The following is a 14,131-nucleotide window of genomic DNA, read 5'->3' as shown; positions in this document are numbered from 1 at the left end:
CGTTCAGGACCCCGGCGTACCGCCGGTGGGTCCGCGCTGCTGTGCGCCCTCTGGAAGGAACGTCCAGTGATCAGAAAACTGGCCACCGGGGTGACCGTCGCTCTGGTTGCGGCCGTCGCAGTGGTCGCGCTCCAGCCCGCTGCGCGCGCCGACGCCGCCCCCGTCGAAGTCCTCCCGCCCGATGCCGTCGCCAACTTCACCGAGTTCAAGAACCTCCCCGCCGACGCGACCCAACAGATCCCGATCACCGGCAACCCCAACTTCACCAAGGCCCTCCAGATCGCCGTCCCGAACGGGCCGCAGAGTCCCGGTCTCGATGGCGAGTACGAGATCACGCTCGGCGTACCGGCTGCTGCGACCGTGACCGAAGGCGATGCGCTCGTCGCCACGCTTTGGGCACGGTCGATCTCGCCCGCGGCCGGCAACGCCCACGTGGTGTTCGAGACCGACGGGTCGCCGTACAAGAAGTCGCTCAACGCCGCGCTGCGGTACGGCACCGAGTGGCAGAAGTTCCAGTTCCCGTTCCGCGCCACCACGACGTACACGGCCGGGACCACCACCGCAGCGCATCTGAACCTCTGGCTCGGGTACGGCGCGCAGACGTTCCAGATCGCTGGTGTCTCCGTGCAGAACTGGGGCCCCGGTACGCCGACCGGCTACCCGCAGGTGACGTACGACGGCCGCGACGCGAACGCGGCCTGGCGTACGGCGGCCAACGCGCGGATCGACCAGTACCGCAAGGGGAATCTCGCGGTCTCGGTCGTCGACCCGGCCGGCAACCCGGTCAGTGGTGCGACCGTTTCCGCCGTACAGCAGACCAGTGCGTTCAAGTTCGGCGCTGCGTCGGACGGCGCGCGGCTGATCGGTGATCCGTCCAGCGGGATCAGCGCGGCCGATCTCGCGCAGTACCAGAGCAAGGCGTCCACGATCTTCAACCAAGGGGCCCTGGGTAACAACCTGAAGTGGAACCACTGGGAGAACCCGACCGAACGCGACACGATCACGCTGCCGGCGATGCAGTGGATGCGCGAACACGGACTGCGGATCCGCGGACACAACCTGGTCTGGCCGTCGTGGGGATACCTGCCGCCCGATCTGAGCACGCTGCAGAACGACCCGGCCGCGTTGCGGACCCGTGTCAACAACCACGTCCTGGACGAGGCCGGCGCACTGGCCGGGATCGTCGACGAGTGGGACGTGGTGAACGAGCCGTACTCGGAGCACAGCCTGCAGGACATCCTCGGGCCGAACGAGATCGCGTCCTGGTTCCAGCTCGCGCACCAGGCGGACCCGAACGCGAAGCTCGCCCTCAACGACTACGGCCTGGTCGAGAACAACGGCTGGGAGACGCGGCACCGCGACCACGTCTACGGCATCGTGCAGTCGCTCAAGGCCGCCGGTGCGCCGATCGATCTGGTCGGCTTCGAGAGCCACTTCAACGGGGTGCAGCTGACGTCGCCCGACGATCTGCTGTCGATCGTGGACCAGTTCGCCGGGCTCGGTGTGAAGGTCGCGATCACGGAGTTCGACGTGGACACCGACGACCTGCAACTGCAGGCGGACTACACCCGCGACTTCATGACCGCGATGTTCTCGAACCCGAACGTGAACCAGATCAGCAACTTCGGTCTTTGGACGAAGAACATCTACAACCCACGCGTCGCGCTCTACAACGACGACTGGTCACCCAAGCCGAACGCACTCGTGTGGGAGGACCTGATCACCCGCCAGTGGCACACGAGCGCGAGCGGTCAGACCAGTGCGGCCGGAACGTTCGGAACGCGCGGTTTCCTCGGTGACTACCTGGTGACCGTCACCGTGAACGGCGTGTCCAAGCAGGTCAAGGTCGCGATGCCGACCACGGCCGGCGCATCGGTCAAGGTGATCGCCGACGGCATCGCCACCACCGTGCGCACGGATCAGCCGAACCCGATCGGCGACGGCGACTTCGAGAGCGGCACCCGCGGCTGGACGCCACTCGGCACCGGCCCCGCAACCGCAGCGAACGCGCACAGCGGCCACACCGCGCTGTCGCTGAGCCCGGGCTCCGGCGTCACGCAGAACCTCACGGGAATCACGCCCGGCATCAGCTACCTGTTGTCCGGCTGGGGGAGGCTCAACGGCGGCGGCACCCAGTGCTACGTCGGCGTACGTGGGGGCGCGACCGCAGGTACGCCGACCTTCCAATACGTCCTCTCCTATGCGGACGAACGCGCCTACACACAGAAGCTGGCCGCCTTCACACCACCGACAGGGACGAAATGGATTCAGGCGTTCGCCTGGTCGAACCCCGGTACCACCTCGACCGAGTGCACCCTTGACGACCTCGCCATCACACCCACGGACGGCACACCACCGCCGGCCCAGGGTCCGCCGACAATAGCGCCGTACCTGCCGACGCCTTCGGTGCTTGGGAACGGGTCGTTGGAGAACCAGTCGAACACCACAGGCTGGTACTGCTTGGGGACCTGCACGTTGAAGAACGCGTCGACGACTCCGCACGGCGGCAGTGGTGATCTGTCGGTGACCGGTAGAGCGGCCGCATGGGCCGGTCCGGCGCAGGGTGTGTCTGTGGTGAACGGCGGTCTGTACGACTCGTCGGCGTGGGTCCGCCTGGCCAGTGGTTCGGACACCGCGATGGTGAGTCTGAAGCTCACCACCTCGACTGGATCGACCACGATCCGCCTCGGCACAGCTCCGGTCACGAGCACCGGGTGGACCCAACTGTCGGCCGCCAACGCGCAGGTCAGCTGGACCGGCACGCTGACCAAAGCCGAGTGGTGGATCAGTACGACGACCGGTGCAGGCGACCTGCTGGTGGACGACGCATCCTTCGCTCCGATGGCCAAGACCGTCACCGATCCGGGCACCGGTCCTGCCGAGACCGCGTTCAACCCCGTGCAGCCGACTGCGGCCTGCGTCGTCCACAACACCGGCGACAACACGTACACGGCGTACTTCGGGTACTCCAACGCGAACAACTACTACATCCCGGTCCCGGTCGGCGCGGACAACGCGTTCAGCCCCGGGCCGTCCGATCGCGGCCAGACCGTCTCGTTCCTGCCCTTCCAGCGACCACGCCGCGTGGCGGTCACCTGGGACGGCAGCCCACTCACCTGGCGGCTCGGCGCACTGACCCAGACCGCGTCGTCGACCACGCCGGCCTGCAGCTAAGTCACTGGAGGAACACTCATGTCATCACGCATCTCACGACGGACACTGCTCCGCGGGGCGGCCGGACTGGCCGGCGCCGGGGCACTGGCCGGCTGCTCGTCGGACGGCAACGCCCAGGGGTCGAAGGCCGCGACGACCATAACGTACTGGGACTGGTACGCCAGCCAGGCCGGCTGGGTCGACAACGAGATCAAGCTGTTCCAAGAGGCGCATCCCGGGATCGCGGTCAAGAAGACCACGCAGGTCAGCGACAAGTACGCCGACCTGGTGTCGCTGGCGTACCGGAGCAACAACGCGCCGGACATCCTGATGGTGCCGAAGAGCCCACAGCTGAGCCAGCAGATCTCACAGAGCTGGCTGCTGCCGCTGGACAAGTGGGCGACCGACTCCTGGCAGGGACGATTCCCGGAGAACAGTTTCGTCGAGGGCGTGGACGTCTTCAGCGGGAAGGTCTACACGGCGCCGTTCGCCGCGCCGGCGCCGTCGCTGCAGCTGTACGTCCACCACGGTGTGTTCAAGGACGCGGGGCTGACGAACCCGGACGGCAGCGTGAAGCTGCCGAAGACCTGGGACGACGTCACCAGCGCCGCGGAGGCGATCGCGTCGAAGAGCGGTGGCAAGGTCGCGCCGTTCGGGTTCGGCAACTCGACGAACACGACCCTGGCCTGGTGGCTGGATCTGTTCGTCCGCGGCGCCGGTACGCCGGGTGGTGCGGCCGTCGGCGGCATCGACGGGATGGACTACCGGGTCGGCAAGTGGACGTTCGGCTCGGACCGGAACTACCTCGACGTCATCAACCTGCTGCTCGAGTGGAAGAACAAGAACTGGTTCTACCCGAACTCGATGAGCATCTCCGACGAGCAGGCCCGGGCCTTCTTCGAACGCGGACGGTTCGGGATGACCGTCGGCGGGGTGTGGAACCAGCCGGAGTGGACCAAGCACAAGTTCACGGACTACAGCCTGGTCACGCTGCCGACGCCGACGGCCGGTGATCCGAAGGCGCTGTTCTACGGTCCGCCCGGCGGGAAGTTCGTTGCGGTCAACGCGAAGACGCCGCACGCCGACGAGGCGTGGGCGTGGTTCGACTGGCTGTACAGCCCCGACGCGGGGAAGCGGTGGGTCGAGCAGGGACAGGGACTCTCGGTGTACGCGAAGAACAACGATCCCAAGAGCGTGACCTTCGCGCCGTTCGCGCAGTACGTCGCGATGTCGGGCGCAGCCGTCGTCGGGCCGCAGCCGACGATCCGGAACCCAAAAGTGTCGGCCGTTCAGCTGCCCGGGGTGAAGCCGGACATCAACGACGTACTCGCCGGCGTCTACACCGGACAGCTGAAGGATCCGCAGGCTGCGCTGAACGAGCTGACGGACAAGATGAACCAGGCGCTCGCTGACGCGATCAAGAAGGCGCCTGGTGTCAGCGCCAAGGACTTCACATTCGCCGACTGGGACCTGACCAAGCCCTACACCACCAAGCCGGGCGCCTGATGGTGATGACCGCCACGGTCCGCGAGGACGTCACCCGCGCCGAGCCTCCGCGCTCGGCCGAGCGGCGTCGCGCGCGCCGCCGGACCTACCTGTGGTCGTACGTGTACCTGGCACCGATGATGGTGCTGCTGCTGGTGTTCGTGGTCTACCCGATCGTCGCCTCGCTCGGCTACACCTTCTACAAGTGGGACGGGATCGGCGATCCGTCCGACTTCGTGGGGCTGGACAACTTCCGCCAGATCGTCCACGACAGCATCTTCTGGCGATCGCTCGGACACACCTTCGTGTACGCCGCGTTCGTCGTACCGGTCCAGCTGGTACTGGCGTTGGCGCTGGCGCTCGTGCTGAACAACAAGAAGTTGCGGTTCGCGTCGTTCTACCGCACGTTGTTCTTCCTTCCGGTCGTCACGTCCGCCGCGGTGATCGGTGTCGTGATCCAGTTGCTGGTGTCGAACTTCGGTGACTCGATCAACGACCTGCTGATGAAGCTGCACCTGATCGACCGGCACATCGACTGGCTGGGGGATCCGCACTTCGCGCTCGGGATCATCATCCTGGTGGGGATCTGGCACACGTTCGGCTACAACCTGGTGTACTTCCTCGCGGGCCTGCAGACCATCCCGGAGGAGCTGTACGAGGCCGCCCGGCTGGACGGTGCGGGGCGGTTCGCGACGTTCCGGTACATCACGATCCCGATGCTGCGCGCGGTCGGCGTAGTAATCGTGATCCTCGCGGTGATCGGGACGTTCCAGATCTTCGACCTCGTCCAGGTGCTGACCAGCGGCGGCCCGTTCTTCGCGACCGAGGTTGTGAACACGTACATCTACCACCTGGCGTTCGGTGGCAGTAACGCGAACGCAGTACAACCGGACATCGGCCTCGCCTCGGCCGCGTCGTTCGTGTACGGCGTACTGCTCATCGCGTTCTCGGTCGTGCAGGTCGTCGTACTGCGGTCTCTCGCGAAGCGTCGTGGGACAGGAGGGATCGCATGACGCGGCGGCGGATGGTGACGGCGATGACGCATGTCGCGCTGCTGGTCAGTGGGCTCGCGTGGCTCTACCCGTTGTTCTGGGCGCTCGGGAGCTCGCTGAAGAGCGACGACGACTTCTTCACCGACGGACTGAATCCGATGCCGTCGCACTTCCTCTGGGCGAACTACCTGAACGCCTGGCAGGAGGCCTCGTTCAGCCGGTACTTCATGAACACAATTCTGATCACCTTAGGCACGGTGGTGATCACTTTAGTAGTCACTTCCTGCGCGGGATACGTACTTGCCCGCACACGGTTCCCGGGGCGTGGGTTCTGTCTCGGACTGGTGTCCGCGACGCTCTTCCTGCCGCACGGGTACACGATCATCCCGGTGTTCGACCTGATGCAGCGGCTGCATCTGCTGAACAGCCTGTGGTCGGTGATCATCGTCCAGGCATCCGGGGGAGTGGTCTTCGGAACGTTCCTGTTCATGGGCTACTTCATGGCCGTCGACAGGGAACTCGAGGACGCCGCCCAGGTCGACGGCGCGAACTTCCACCAGACGTTCGCGCGGATCATGCTCCCGCTGTCCGGTCCGATGCTGGCCACGGTCGGCCTGTTCACGGCGATCACGGCGTGGAACAGCTTCTTCATCCCGCTGGTGTTCACGCTCGGCCGGCCCGAGCTGCGCACGCTGGCGATCGGGATGTACGCGTTCATCGGCGAGAACTCGACCGAGTGGACGCTGCTCTGCGCGGGGACCGTCATCACGCTCGCGCCGATCATCCTGCTCTTCGTTCTCCTGCAGCGCTTCTTCGTCAACGGCCTGGCCGGCGCGGTCAAGCAATAGGGGGTCTACATGCCAGAAGCAGTGCGAACTGCGATCGTCGGCACCGGCAACCGAGCCCAGCTGTTCACCGAGGGCCTGGCGAAGCGGGACGGCTACGAGGTCGTCGCGTTGTGCGACCCGAATTCGGTGCGGATGGCGTTCCACAACCGGATGCTGCTGGCGGCCGGGCGGCACACCGCGCACCAGTGGCCGCCGGCGCGGTTTGAGGAGATGCTCAAGGTCGAGCGGATCGGGTTGCTGGTGGTGACGAGCATCGATGCGACCCACAACCAGTACATCGAGGCCGCGCTGCGGGCCGGCGTACGGGTGATCAGCGAGAAGCCGATGACCACGGATGCCGTGAAGGCACAGGGCATTCTCGACGTCGTCGAGGAAACCGGTGGCTCGTTGTCGGTGGCCTACAACTACCGATTCAATCCGGTCCACCGCCGGGTGTGCGAACTCCTGGCCGAGGGTGCGATCGGTGACATCCACTCGATCCACTTCGAGTGGCTGCTGGACGTGTCGCACGGTGCCGACTACTTCCGGCGCTGGCACCGGGACAAGGCGAACTCCGGTGGCCTGATGGTGCACAAGGCCAGCCACCACTTCGATCTGGTGAACTGGTGGCTGGGCGCTGAACCGCGGATCGTGTACGGGCAAGGGCAGTTGGCCTTCTACGGGCCTGGGCACCGGCACGGGTACGCGCGGGACTACTCGCGGGTCAACGGTTCGGCGGAGGCTGTGGACGATCCGTTCGCGCTGCACCTGGCCCGCAACACGACGCTGCGCGAGCTGTACCTGGAGGCCGAGGCGGAGGACGGCTACTACCGGGATCGCAATGTCTTCGCCCCAGGTGTCTCGATCGAGGACGACATGGCGCTCCTCGTCTCGTACGACAGCGGGGCGACGATGACGTACCACTTGACGGCGTACTCGCCGGCCGAGGGCTACCGCGTGATGTTCAACGGATCCGCCGGCCGGCTCGAGCTGCATGTCGAAGAGTCGACATTTACCATGCCTCACCACCGGGTCGAGTCGGCCAAGGGATGGGTCCACGGCGACGTGGCCGCGCCGACCGCGGGCCGGACGAGCATCACCTTGCGGCCGTTGTGGAAGCCGCCCGTCGATCACACGGTCGACCATGATCATGCGGGCCATGGAGGCGCCGACGCGCGAGTTCTGGCGGCGCTTCTCGACGACGACCCGACTGATGGTGCAGACATCGCCGACGCGCGACAGGCGGCGCTGGCGCTGGTGACCGGGCTGGCCGCGAACCGTTCCTTCGAGACGGGCCTGCCGGTCCGGACGGCCGACCTCCTCAAGCTGTGACCAGAATAGTGATCACATGACCACTATTCTGATCACGAGAGGGCGGAGCGCAGGATCGCGTGGGCGCCAGCGACGATCGCGTCGCGGTTCGCCTCGTACGTCGGGTCGGTGATGGCGGTCTTGTTCGCGAGGTCGAACGACAGCACCGGGACGTGCAGGTGCCCGGCCGGCATCGACGGGTCGAGCAGATCGCGCTGCAGAGTGTTGCGGTAGGCAACTTCATTGGAGAGGTAGCCACCGCCCGCCCCTTCGGAGGCGATCGAACCGGCCGTGGGACCGTCTGGCCGACGGACCGGTGTGGTCTCGCCGGCGGGGATCTCCAGCACGGAGGTGTTGACGCGGGTCCGGAACGGCGGGACCTCGGTCTGCGCCATCCGCGCGAGCGGCAGGCTCGAGGTCAGCCACTCGGGGCCTGTCGGCATGCTGGGGGAGACGACCGGGGCGCTGATCGTGCCGCCGCCCCAGAGGTTGTTGTTGTCGCCGATCGAGCTGACCGAACGCCGACGTCCGTTGAAGACCTCGAGATCGAAGATGCCCACCCGGCCCTGGCTCGCTGTCATCACCAGGTCGGCGTGCTGCGGACCGGGGCGGTAGTGCGGTGCGAGCGCGTTCTCGACCATGTTCTCGTCGAAGTCGGTGTACCGCACCGGGAACATCACCGTCTGGATCTCGTACGTCGTCCCGTTCACCCGCCAGCGCTGACCGTCGAGCGTCAGCGCGTTGGCGCCGGACGGGTTGCCGATCCGGATGTCCGCGTCCAGCGTGAACGGGTCGAAGCCGGTGACGAGGATCTTGCGGACGCCCGGGGTGAAGCGGGTGCTGGTGATACCGCGGGAGGCATACTCGAACGAGCGGATCAGGTTCGCGCGTTCCGTCGTACCGAGGCCGAAGGCTGGTTGCCATTGGCGCAGGGCGAGGGCCATCGAGATGCGCGCCCAGTACAGGCCGCGGTCGTCTGTTGCGGGTAGCGCGTCGGTGCCTTGCTGGGCACGTTGGGCGCGTTGGGTCGCCGTACGCCAGAGGGCCTCGCCTTGTGTGCGTACGAGGGTTGCGGCGGCCTGACGGCTGGGGACGCGACACAGGAGTTGGGTGAACAGGGCGACCTGGCGGTCGAAGCCTGAGCGGCGCAGGATCTCCGCGGGCACCGACGGGCCGCCGTTGACGCCCCGGCTGAGTCGCTGCTCCTCGACTGTGCCGACGATCGAGTGGTCCAGGCAGCCTGTGACCGGTCCACCGCGGAACGCTGGCGCAGTGGCTGGGAGTGCCTGAGCGATCGGTGCGCCGGAGAGAACGGCAGTCAGCGCCAGGGCACCGGCGACCAGGGAGCGGTGGAATGAGCTGGGGCGGAGTCTCATAAGGGCTGTCTATCAGATTTCGGGGCGGGATCCGAGAGATCCTCAGTGTTCGTGGGTACTGCAGACTGTATGCAATCTGCTACGGTCGATGAGATGGCACCGCCCCGCCGTCCGCGCGTGAGGAGATCGAGCTGATGAACACCCCGTCGCGCCGCAGCATTCTCACCACCGCTCTGGCAGTAGGACTGGTCGGATGTGGGAATCAACGGTCTGAGGAGCCGGTGGTGGGAACAGTGCCGCCGACCGGAAGTGTGGTTGCTGATGGCAACCAGGCGCTCGAGCGGTTGCGGGCGGGTAACGTGCGGTTCGTCGCCGCGCAGGAGCAGGATCTTGACGAGGGGATCGCCCGGCGGATCGCAGTGAGCAAAGGACAGCACCCGTTCGCGACGATCCTCGGTTGCGTGGACTCCCGCGTGCCGATCGAGCTCGTCTTCGACCAGGGCCTAGGCGACCTGGTCGTCGTACGCAGCGCAGGCGGAGCACTCGACCAGTCCGTGATCGGCAGCCTGGAGTTCGGAGTCGCCGAACTCCACACCCCGCTCCTGCTCGTCCTCGGCCACCAACGCTGCGGCGCCCTGGACGCCACCATCAAGGCCCTCGACAAGCCCACCGCCCACCCCGGCAAGCTCGGCTACCTCGTGGACACCCTCGCCCCAGCCGTCCGCCAGATCTCCGGCAAACCCGGCGACCGCCTCACCAACGCCGTCCACGCGAACGTCACCCACGTCCTCGCCGAACTCCGCCAGTCACCCGTCATCGCCCCACTGGAGAAATCTGGCACCCTCCACCTGGCCGGCGCCTACTACGAACTCGACACCGGCAAGGTGACCCTCGAACCCTGATCAACACGACCTACCCCGGGGCAAGAGGAGCAGTGAGCACGACGGGTTATCCCCTCGCGTTGTGGGTTCTCTACTGATGTACGAAGGGAGAACCCTGCACGCGAAGGGATAACCTCGGCTCTCCTGACGCGCGCTCCTCAGACTCGGGTGTGCGGAACGCCGGGCGGCTCGACGGGGCCGGTCGGCTGTCGCGCGGAACGCCTGCCTTGCCGGAAACCGGGGTGTGGCTGGTCGCTCCTGGTGTGGCAGCTGGGTGGCAGCGGTGGTCACAGAGGACAGGACCTGGTGACCGGAGACGCGCGGGTCAGTCGATCTCGGAGAGGCGGCCGTTGTCCACGTCGTACATGAAGCCGCCGACGAGGATGTCGTCGCCGATCAGCGGGTGTTCGCGGACGGCGGCGACGTCGCGGCGGAGGGCTTCGAGCTGGTCGGGGATGACCGAGATCGGCAGGTAACCGGCCGGTTTCCCGGCGGCCAGTTCGACCTTCTCGCGGAGTTCGTCCTCGGACATGGCAGCCATCGCGCAGCGGGTGTGCGGGATGATCATGATCCGCCGGACGCCGAGCAGTTGGACGCCGAGGATCAGGCCGGTCATCGTGATCTCGGTGACCCGCCCGCCGGCGGACCGCAGGACCTTCGCGTCGCCGGGCTTGAGTCCGAGCATCTCCAGCGGCGGGATCCGCGAGTCCATGCAGGTGACCAGGCCGATCCCGGCATGGGCGATGCCGTCGAATCCGCCGTAGTGGAAGTCGGCGGCGTAGTCCGCGTTGGCGGCGAGCAGGTCGTCGAACCCGCCGCTCATCGCGCTGAGCCTGACACTGGGGTACCGGCGTGCAGAATCGACATGGCGAACGGTTCCTTTCCGCAGGAGTCCGGACGGGGTGGATCGGCTGGTGCGCTGGTGACCGGCACGATCCACGACCGCCCGTCGGCATGCTGGACAGTGACAGTGTCGGCGCCTTCGCCGACGACTTCCAACGAATCCAGTGAGAAATCTCCGATCAATGAACGTACGGCGACCTCGGCGACCTGACCGCGCTTGGTCCAGGTGGACCTGCCGCGCAGCCCGGTCAATACTGTTTCGCCACGGTCGGCCGCGGCCAGCACCTTGACCGCGGTGTCGACCGTGAGATGCCCGTGCATGGTCCCGGCCGGCAGGTACGTCGCGGTTGGCGCGAACCGGTGCCCGCCGAGATGATTGGCCTCCCATACCCGCCCCGGCACGCGCTCAGCGAGCCCCGACACCAACGGCCGGCCGAGTACGGCGCAACACTCGTCGCGCTTCCCGTTGGTACAGACCAGCACGATCGGATCGTCGACCGGCGTCAGGACAGGCAGTGACGCAGCGGCTGCCGCGCGATCACCACGGGCGACCGCGCCGAGATCGAGGTCGTTGAGTTCGGACGGATCGGTGACCCGGCCCCCGAGCAGCCACGAATTCCCTGGCCTCGTGGACGCGACGAAGACCTGGTGCGCCCGCTCGACCGAGTCGGCGTGCCGGCCAGGGGAGCGGATCAGGCCGAACCGTACGTCGACCTTCTTGCACTCGTCGTCGAAGGATCCACCGAATACCGGGTCGAGGTGACTCTGTGTCGGGGCCTTCGCACCCCACGGACCGGGCTGCTCGACAAGGACCCATCCGGTCGCGACGACCGCCGTACCGGGCAACGGCTCCTGCAGTACCCGACAGAACGTCGAGCACAGGCCGGCGGCAGGTGCAGAGGTCCCAGGAGTCACACCCTCACGGTACGCGACCTGAGACGCCTGTCCCTCATGATGATCATCATGTGTGCAGTGCGCCACGCCGCCCGAGCAGAAGGACGCCCAGGACCGCGGCCAGGAACGCGCACACAGCGGCCCCGGCGAAGATCGCGTGAACTTGTGAAACGGCCGCGTCGCGGAGCGCGTCGACGAACGGGCGGCAGTTGCCGGGGGAGGTCGGGCAGAGCTCGTTGGGCGATTTGATGCCGTCGGCAATCGCGTAGTACCGGCGCAGGCCGATCGCGGTCAAGGCCGAGACGCCGACGAGCATGCCGACCATCCGCGCGACCACGACGAGCGCGCTCACCAGACCGTGGCTGTCGGCGGGTGTGGCGCCGAGCATCGCCGTGTTCAGCGGTGACAACGCCAGCCCGAATCCGAAGCCGCAGACGAGCAGTACGACGGTCGCCGGCCAGTGATCCAGCGCCGTACGGCTCCAGAACGACATCACGACGAACATGGCCCCGGACAACCCGAGCCCAGCGCCGGTGATCAACCCGAGCCCGTGGCGTCGCGTCAACCACCCACCGACGACCGCACCGACCGGCAGAGCGATCAGGAACCGCAGCAACACCAGCGCGGCCGCCAGCTGTCCACCGCCCTGGGTCGTGCGAGCAAACACCGGTACGTCGACCAGCGCCGCGATCAACGCGCACCCGATCAGAAAACTGACCACCAACGAACCCCACGCCGGGCGACCACCCAACAGACCACGAGGCACGATCGCGGCCGCCGTACGACGCTGCCACAGCGCGAATGCGACGGCGAACACCGCGGCCGCAACGAGCAGCCACGGCCCGGCAGGCGACATCAGCTCGCGCTCGGGATCCGCCGTCGCGAAAGCGAGCACGACACCAGCCAGTGCGAGCGCGAGCAGTAGCGCACCGACGAGATCGACTCTCGAGAGCAACGCAGTCAGGTGCCCACGGGTCCCCAAAAGCACGAGGCCGAGCCAGACAAGCGCCAGTACCAGCGTGACGACCCCGATCGGCGTGAGCAGCCGCGACGTTCCAGTGAAGGGCACAAAGGGCAGACCGAGCGTCACCCCGGACGCGAGTCGATCCGGCGCTGTGAGCGTCAGGCCGAGCGCGATGCAGGCGAGCAGCCCGACGGCTCCCGAGATCCGGGGTCGCCACCGGCCGCGAAGCAGCAGCGCGAGGACGACTGCGACGACCAGGTTGAGCCAGAAGATGTACCGCCAGTCAGCCACCGCGAGTACGGCGGCACCCAGCAGCGGACCCAAGACGGAGCCAAGTTCCTGCACCGCCCCGACCACGCCCAACGGCAACCCACGCCGCTCCGCAGGCCAGAGGTCGGCGACCAACGCCAACGTGGCCGGCACCAGCCCGCCACCGCCGACCCCCTGAAGAAACCGACCGGTTACCACCAGCGGCAGGTCGTATGCACCGGCCGTGATCAGCGACCCGACCGCGAACAGCAACAGCGCCCCGACAAGCACCGGCGTACGCCCGGCAACGTCAGCGATGCGCCCGATCAGCGGCAGTACGGCGATGTACCCGAGCAGGAACCCGGAGATGATCGGCGCCGCCCGCTGTAACTCGTCCGCAGACAGCCCGACCCCGGCCATCATGTCGGGCAACGCCAGCACCACGACGTACGTATCCGCCGCCGCAAACGCAACCGCGATCGAAGCCAGCGTGAGGCGGGTCCGCGGGGTCACGGCTTGGTGATTTCGATCTTCTCGCCGTATTTGTCCAGGGTGACGTCGTAGCTGCTGGTGGCACCGGAGTAGAACGGGCCGGTGATGGTCGCCGAGATCAGCTGTTTGCTGCTCTTGTCGATCTTGAAGGTGCTCGGGAAGCTCTGGTCGGCCGGGGCCTTCGGGAAGATGCCCTGGAGGGACTTGCCCTCGACGGAGCCGGTGACCTCGGTGAGGACCTTCGCGCCCTCGCGGGTCTCGCCCTTCACCTTGGCGTCTTTGAGCGTCGGCAGGACCGCGGTCAGGCCCTTCGCCGGGTCGAGCAGGATCGCCGGGTCGGGCGCGCCGAGCCCGGCCAGCTGCGTCGGCGTGAGCTCGATGTAGCTGGGGGAGAACGACACCTTGGCGTAGACCTTGCTCCCGACCGCGACCACCTCGGCGTCGATCGGCGAACCGCCCGACCGCACGGTCAGCTTGCCCTTGAACGCGGGCGCGTGCGTCGCGACGCCGTCACCGCTGGCGAGCGTCTGCCCGCTGTCCGGCAGGTCGCGCCCGGTCAGCACGATGTGCACGCTGGCGGCCTCGTCGATGGTCTTCTTGACGTCGGTCAGCAGCGCGACCGCGTCGCCACCGGTCTGGCCTCCGCCGCCGGACTCCTTCTTGTCGCTACAGCCCGCCACCGCAAGTACCACGACCGCGCACAGCGCGAGCACTCTCTTCACAG

General features: G+C 67.1%; 11 protein-coding genes. 6 read left to right on the top strand and 5 right to left on the bottom strand.

The features are described 5' to 3' along the window. Positions 1-66 precede the first annotated feature (66 nt). From EV649_RS23935 to EV649_RS23915, 5 genes are read left to right on the top strand one after another with little or no spacing between them, the layout of a single operon-like run. The gene (locus EV649_RS23935; RefSeq protein WP_241998596.1) at positions 67-3,174 is read left to right on the top strand and encodes an endo-1,4-beta-xylanase; all 3,108 of its coding nucleotides are present in this window, start codon (positions 67-69) and stop codon (positions 3,172-3,174) included. Between the two features lie 18 nt (positions 3,175-3,192). Further along, on the top strand, positions 3,193-4,659 hold the full coding sequence (locus tag EV649_RS23930; protein ID WP_241998594.1) for an extracellular solute-binding protein: 1,467 nt from the start codon (positions 3,193-3,195) through the stop codon (positions 4,657-4,659). A gap of 5 nt (positions 4,660-4,664) precedes the next feature. Further along, positions 4,665-5,651, top strand: coding sequence for a sugar ABC transporter permease (locus tag EV649_RS23925; RefSeq protein WP_241998591.1), 987 nt, complete (start codon positions 4,665-4,667; stop codon positions 5,649-5,651). Continuing rightward, positions 5,648-6,478 (top strand): carbohydrate ABC transporter permease, encoded by an 831-nt coding sequence (locus EV649_RS23920; RefSeq protein ID WP_130385789.1) that lies wholly within the window; start codon positions 5,648-5,650, stop codon positions 6,476-6,478. The genes EV649_RS23925 and EV649_RS23920 overlap by 4 nt, the downstream gene beginning before the upstream one ends. A gap of 9 nt (positions 6,479-6,487) precedes the next feature. Then, positions 6,488-7,789: a Gfo/Idh/MocA family oxidoreductase gene (locus tag EV649_RS23915; RefSeq protein WP_130385788.1), complete on the top strand. Its 1,302-nt coding sequence runs from the start codon at positions 6,488-6,490 to the stop codon at positions 7,787-7,789. 32 nt (positions 7,790-7,821) lie between these two features. Here the strand turns inward: EV649_RS23915 and EV649_RS23910 are convergent, their stop codons facing one another. Further along, a complete protein-coding gene (locus tag EV649_RS23910) occupies positions 7,822-9,144 on the bottom strand; it encodes a hypothetical protein (protein WP_130385787.1) in 1,323 nt (440 codons plus the stop codon). Positions 9,145-9,368: 224 nt separating this feature from the next. Between EV649_RS23910 and EV649_RS23905 the strand changes: the two genes are divergently transcribed. Further along, positions 9,369-9,986, top strand: a complete 618-nt coding sequence (locus EV649_RS23905; protein WP_241998589.1) for a carbonic anhydrase — start codon at positions 9,369-9,371, stop codon at positions 9,984-9,986. Positions 9,987-10,290: 304 nt separating this feature from the next. Here EV649_RS23905 and EV649_RS23900 read toward each other — a convergent pair whose 3' ends face one another. Genes EV649_RS23900 through EV649_RS23885 form a run of 4 tightly spaced genes read right to left on the bottom strand, consistent with a single transcriptional unit; the run spans position 10,291 to position 14,129 of the window. Further along, positions 10,291-10,788 carry a carbonic anhydrase gene (locus tag EV649_RS23900; RefSeq protein ID WP_130385785.1) on the bottom strand — a complete coding sequence of 166 codons (498 nt, stop codon included), beginning with the start codon at positions 10,786-10,788 and terminating at the stop codon, positions 10,291-10,293. After that, positions 10,785-11,723: a sucrase ferredoxin gene (locus EV649_RS23895; protein WP_130385784.1), complete on the bottom strand. Its 939-nt coding sequence runs from the start codon at positions 11,721-11,723 to the stop codon at positions 10,785-10,787. The genes EV649_RS23900 and EV649_RS23895 overlap by 4 nt, the downstream gene beginning before the upstream one ends. Positions 11,724-11,769: 46 nt before the next feature. After that, the gene (locus EV649_RS23890; protein ID WP_130385783.1) at positions 11,770-13,428 is read right to left on the bottom strand and encodes an MFS transporter; all 1,659 of its coding nucleotides are present in this window, start codon (positions 13,426-13,428) and stop codon (positions 11,770-11,772) included. Then, the gene (locus tag EV649_RS23885; protein WP_130385782.1) at positions 13,425-14,129 is read right to left on the bottom strand and encodes an LppX_LprAFG lipoprotein; all 705 of its coding nucleotides are present in this window, start codon (positions 14,127-14,129) and stop codon (positions 13,425-13,427) included. The genes EV649_RS23890 and EV649_RS23885 overlap by 4 nt, the downstream gene beginning before the upstream one ends. Positions 14,130-14,131 lie beyond the last annotated feature (2 nt).

It is taken from the genome of Kribbella sp. VKM Ac-2569 (genome assembly GCF_004216905.1).
Classification (GTDB): Bacteria; Actinomycetota; Actinomycetes; order Propionibacteriales; family Kribbellaceae; genus Kribbella.
The sequence above is the reverse complement of the archived record's forward strand: the minus strand, read 5'-3'. Positions and strand labels throughout refer to the sequence as shown.

Bases quoted from the DNA above. Each gene is read 5' to 3' on its own strand.
- EV649_RS23930 (WP_241998594.1), top strand. From the start codon at position 3,193: ATGTCATCACGCATCTCACGACGGACACTGCTCCGCGGGGCGGCCGGA.
- EV649_RS23925 (WP_241998591.1), top strand. From the start codon at position 4,665: ATGACCGCCACGGTCCGCGAGGACGTCACCCGCGCCGAGCCTCCGCGC.
- EV649_RS23920 (WP_130385789.1), top strand. From the start codon at position 5,648: ATGACGCGGCGGCGGATGGTGACGGCGATGACGCATGTCGCGCTGCTG.
- EV649_RS23915 (WP_130385788.1), top strand. From the start codon at position 6,488: ATGCCAGAAGCAGTGCGAACTGCGATCGTCGGCACCGGCAACCGAGCC.
- EV649_RS23910 (WP_130385787.1), bottom strand. From the start codon at position 9,144: ATGAGACTCCGCCCCAGCTCATTCCACCGCTCCCTGGTCGCCGGTGCC.
- EV649_RS23900 (WP_130385785.1), bottom strand. From the start codon at position 10,788: ATGAGCGGCGGGTTCGACGACCTGCTCGCCGCCAACGCGGACTACGCC.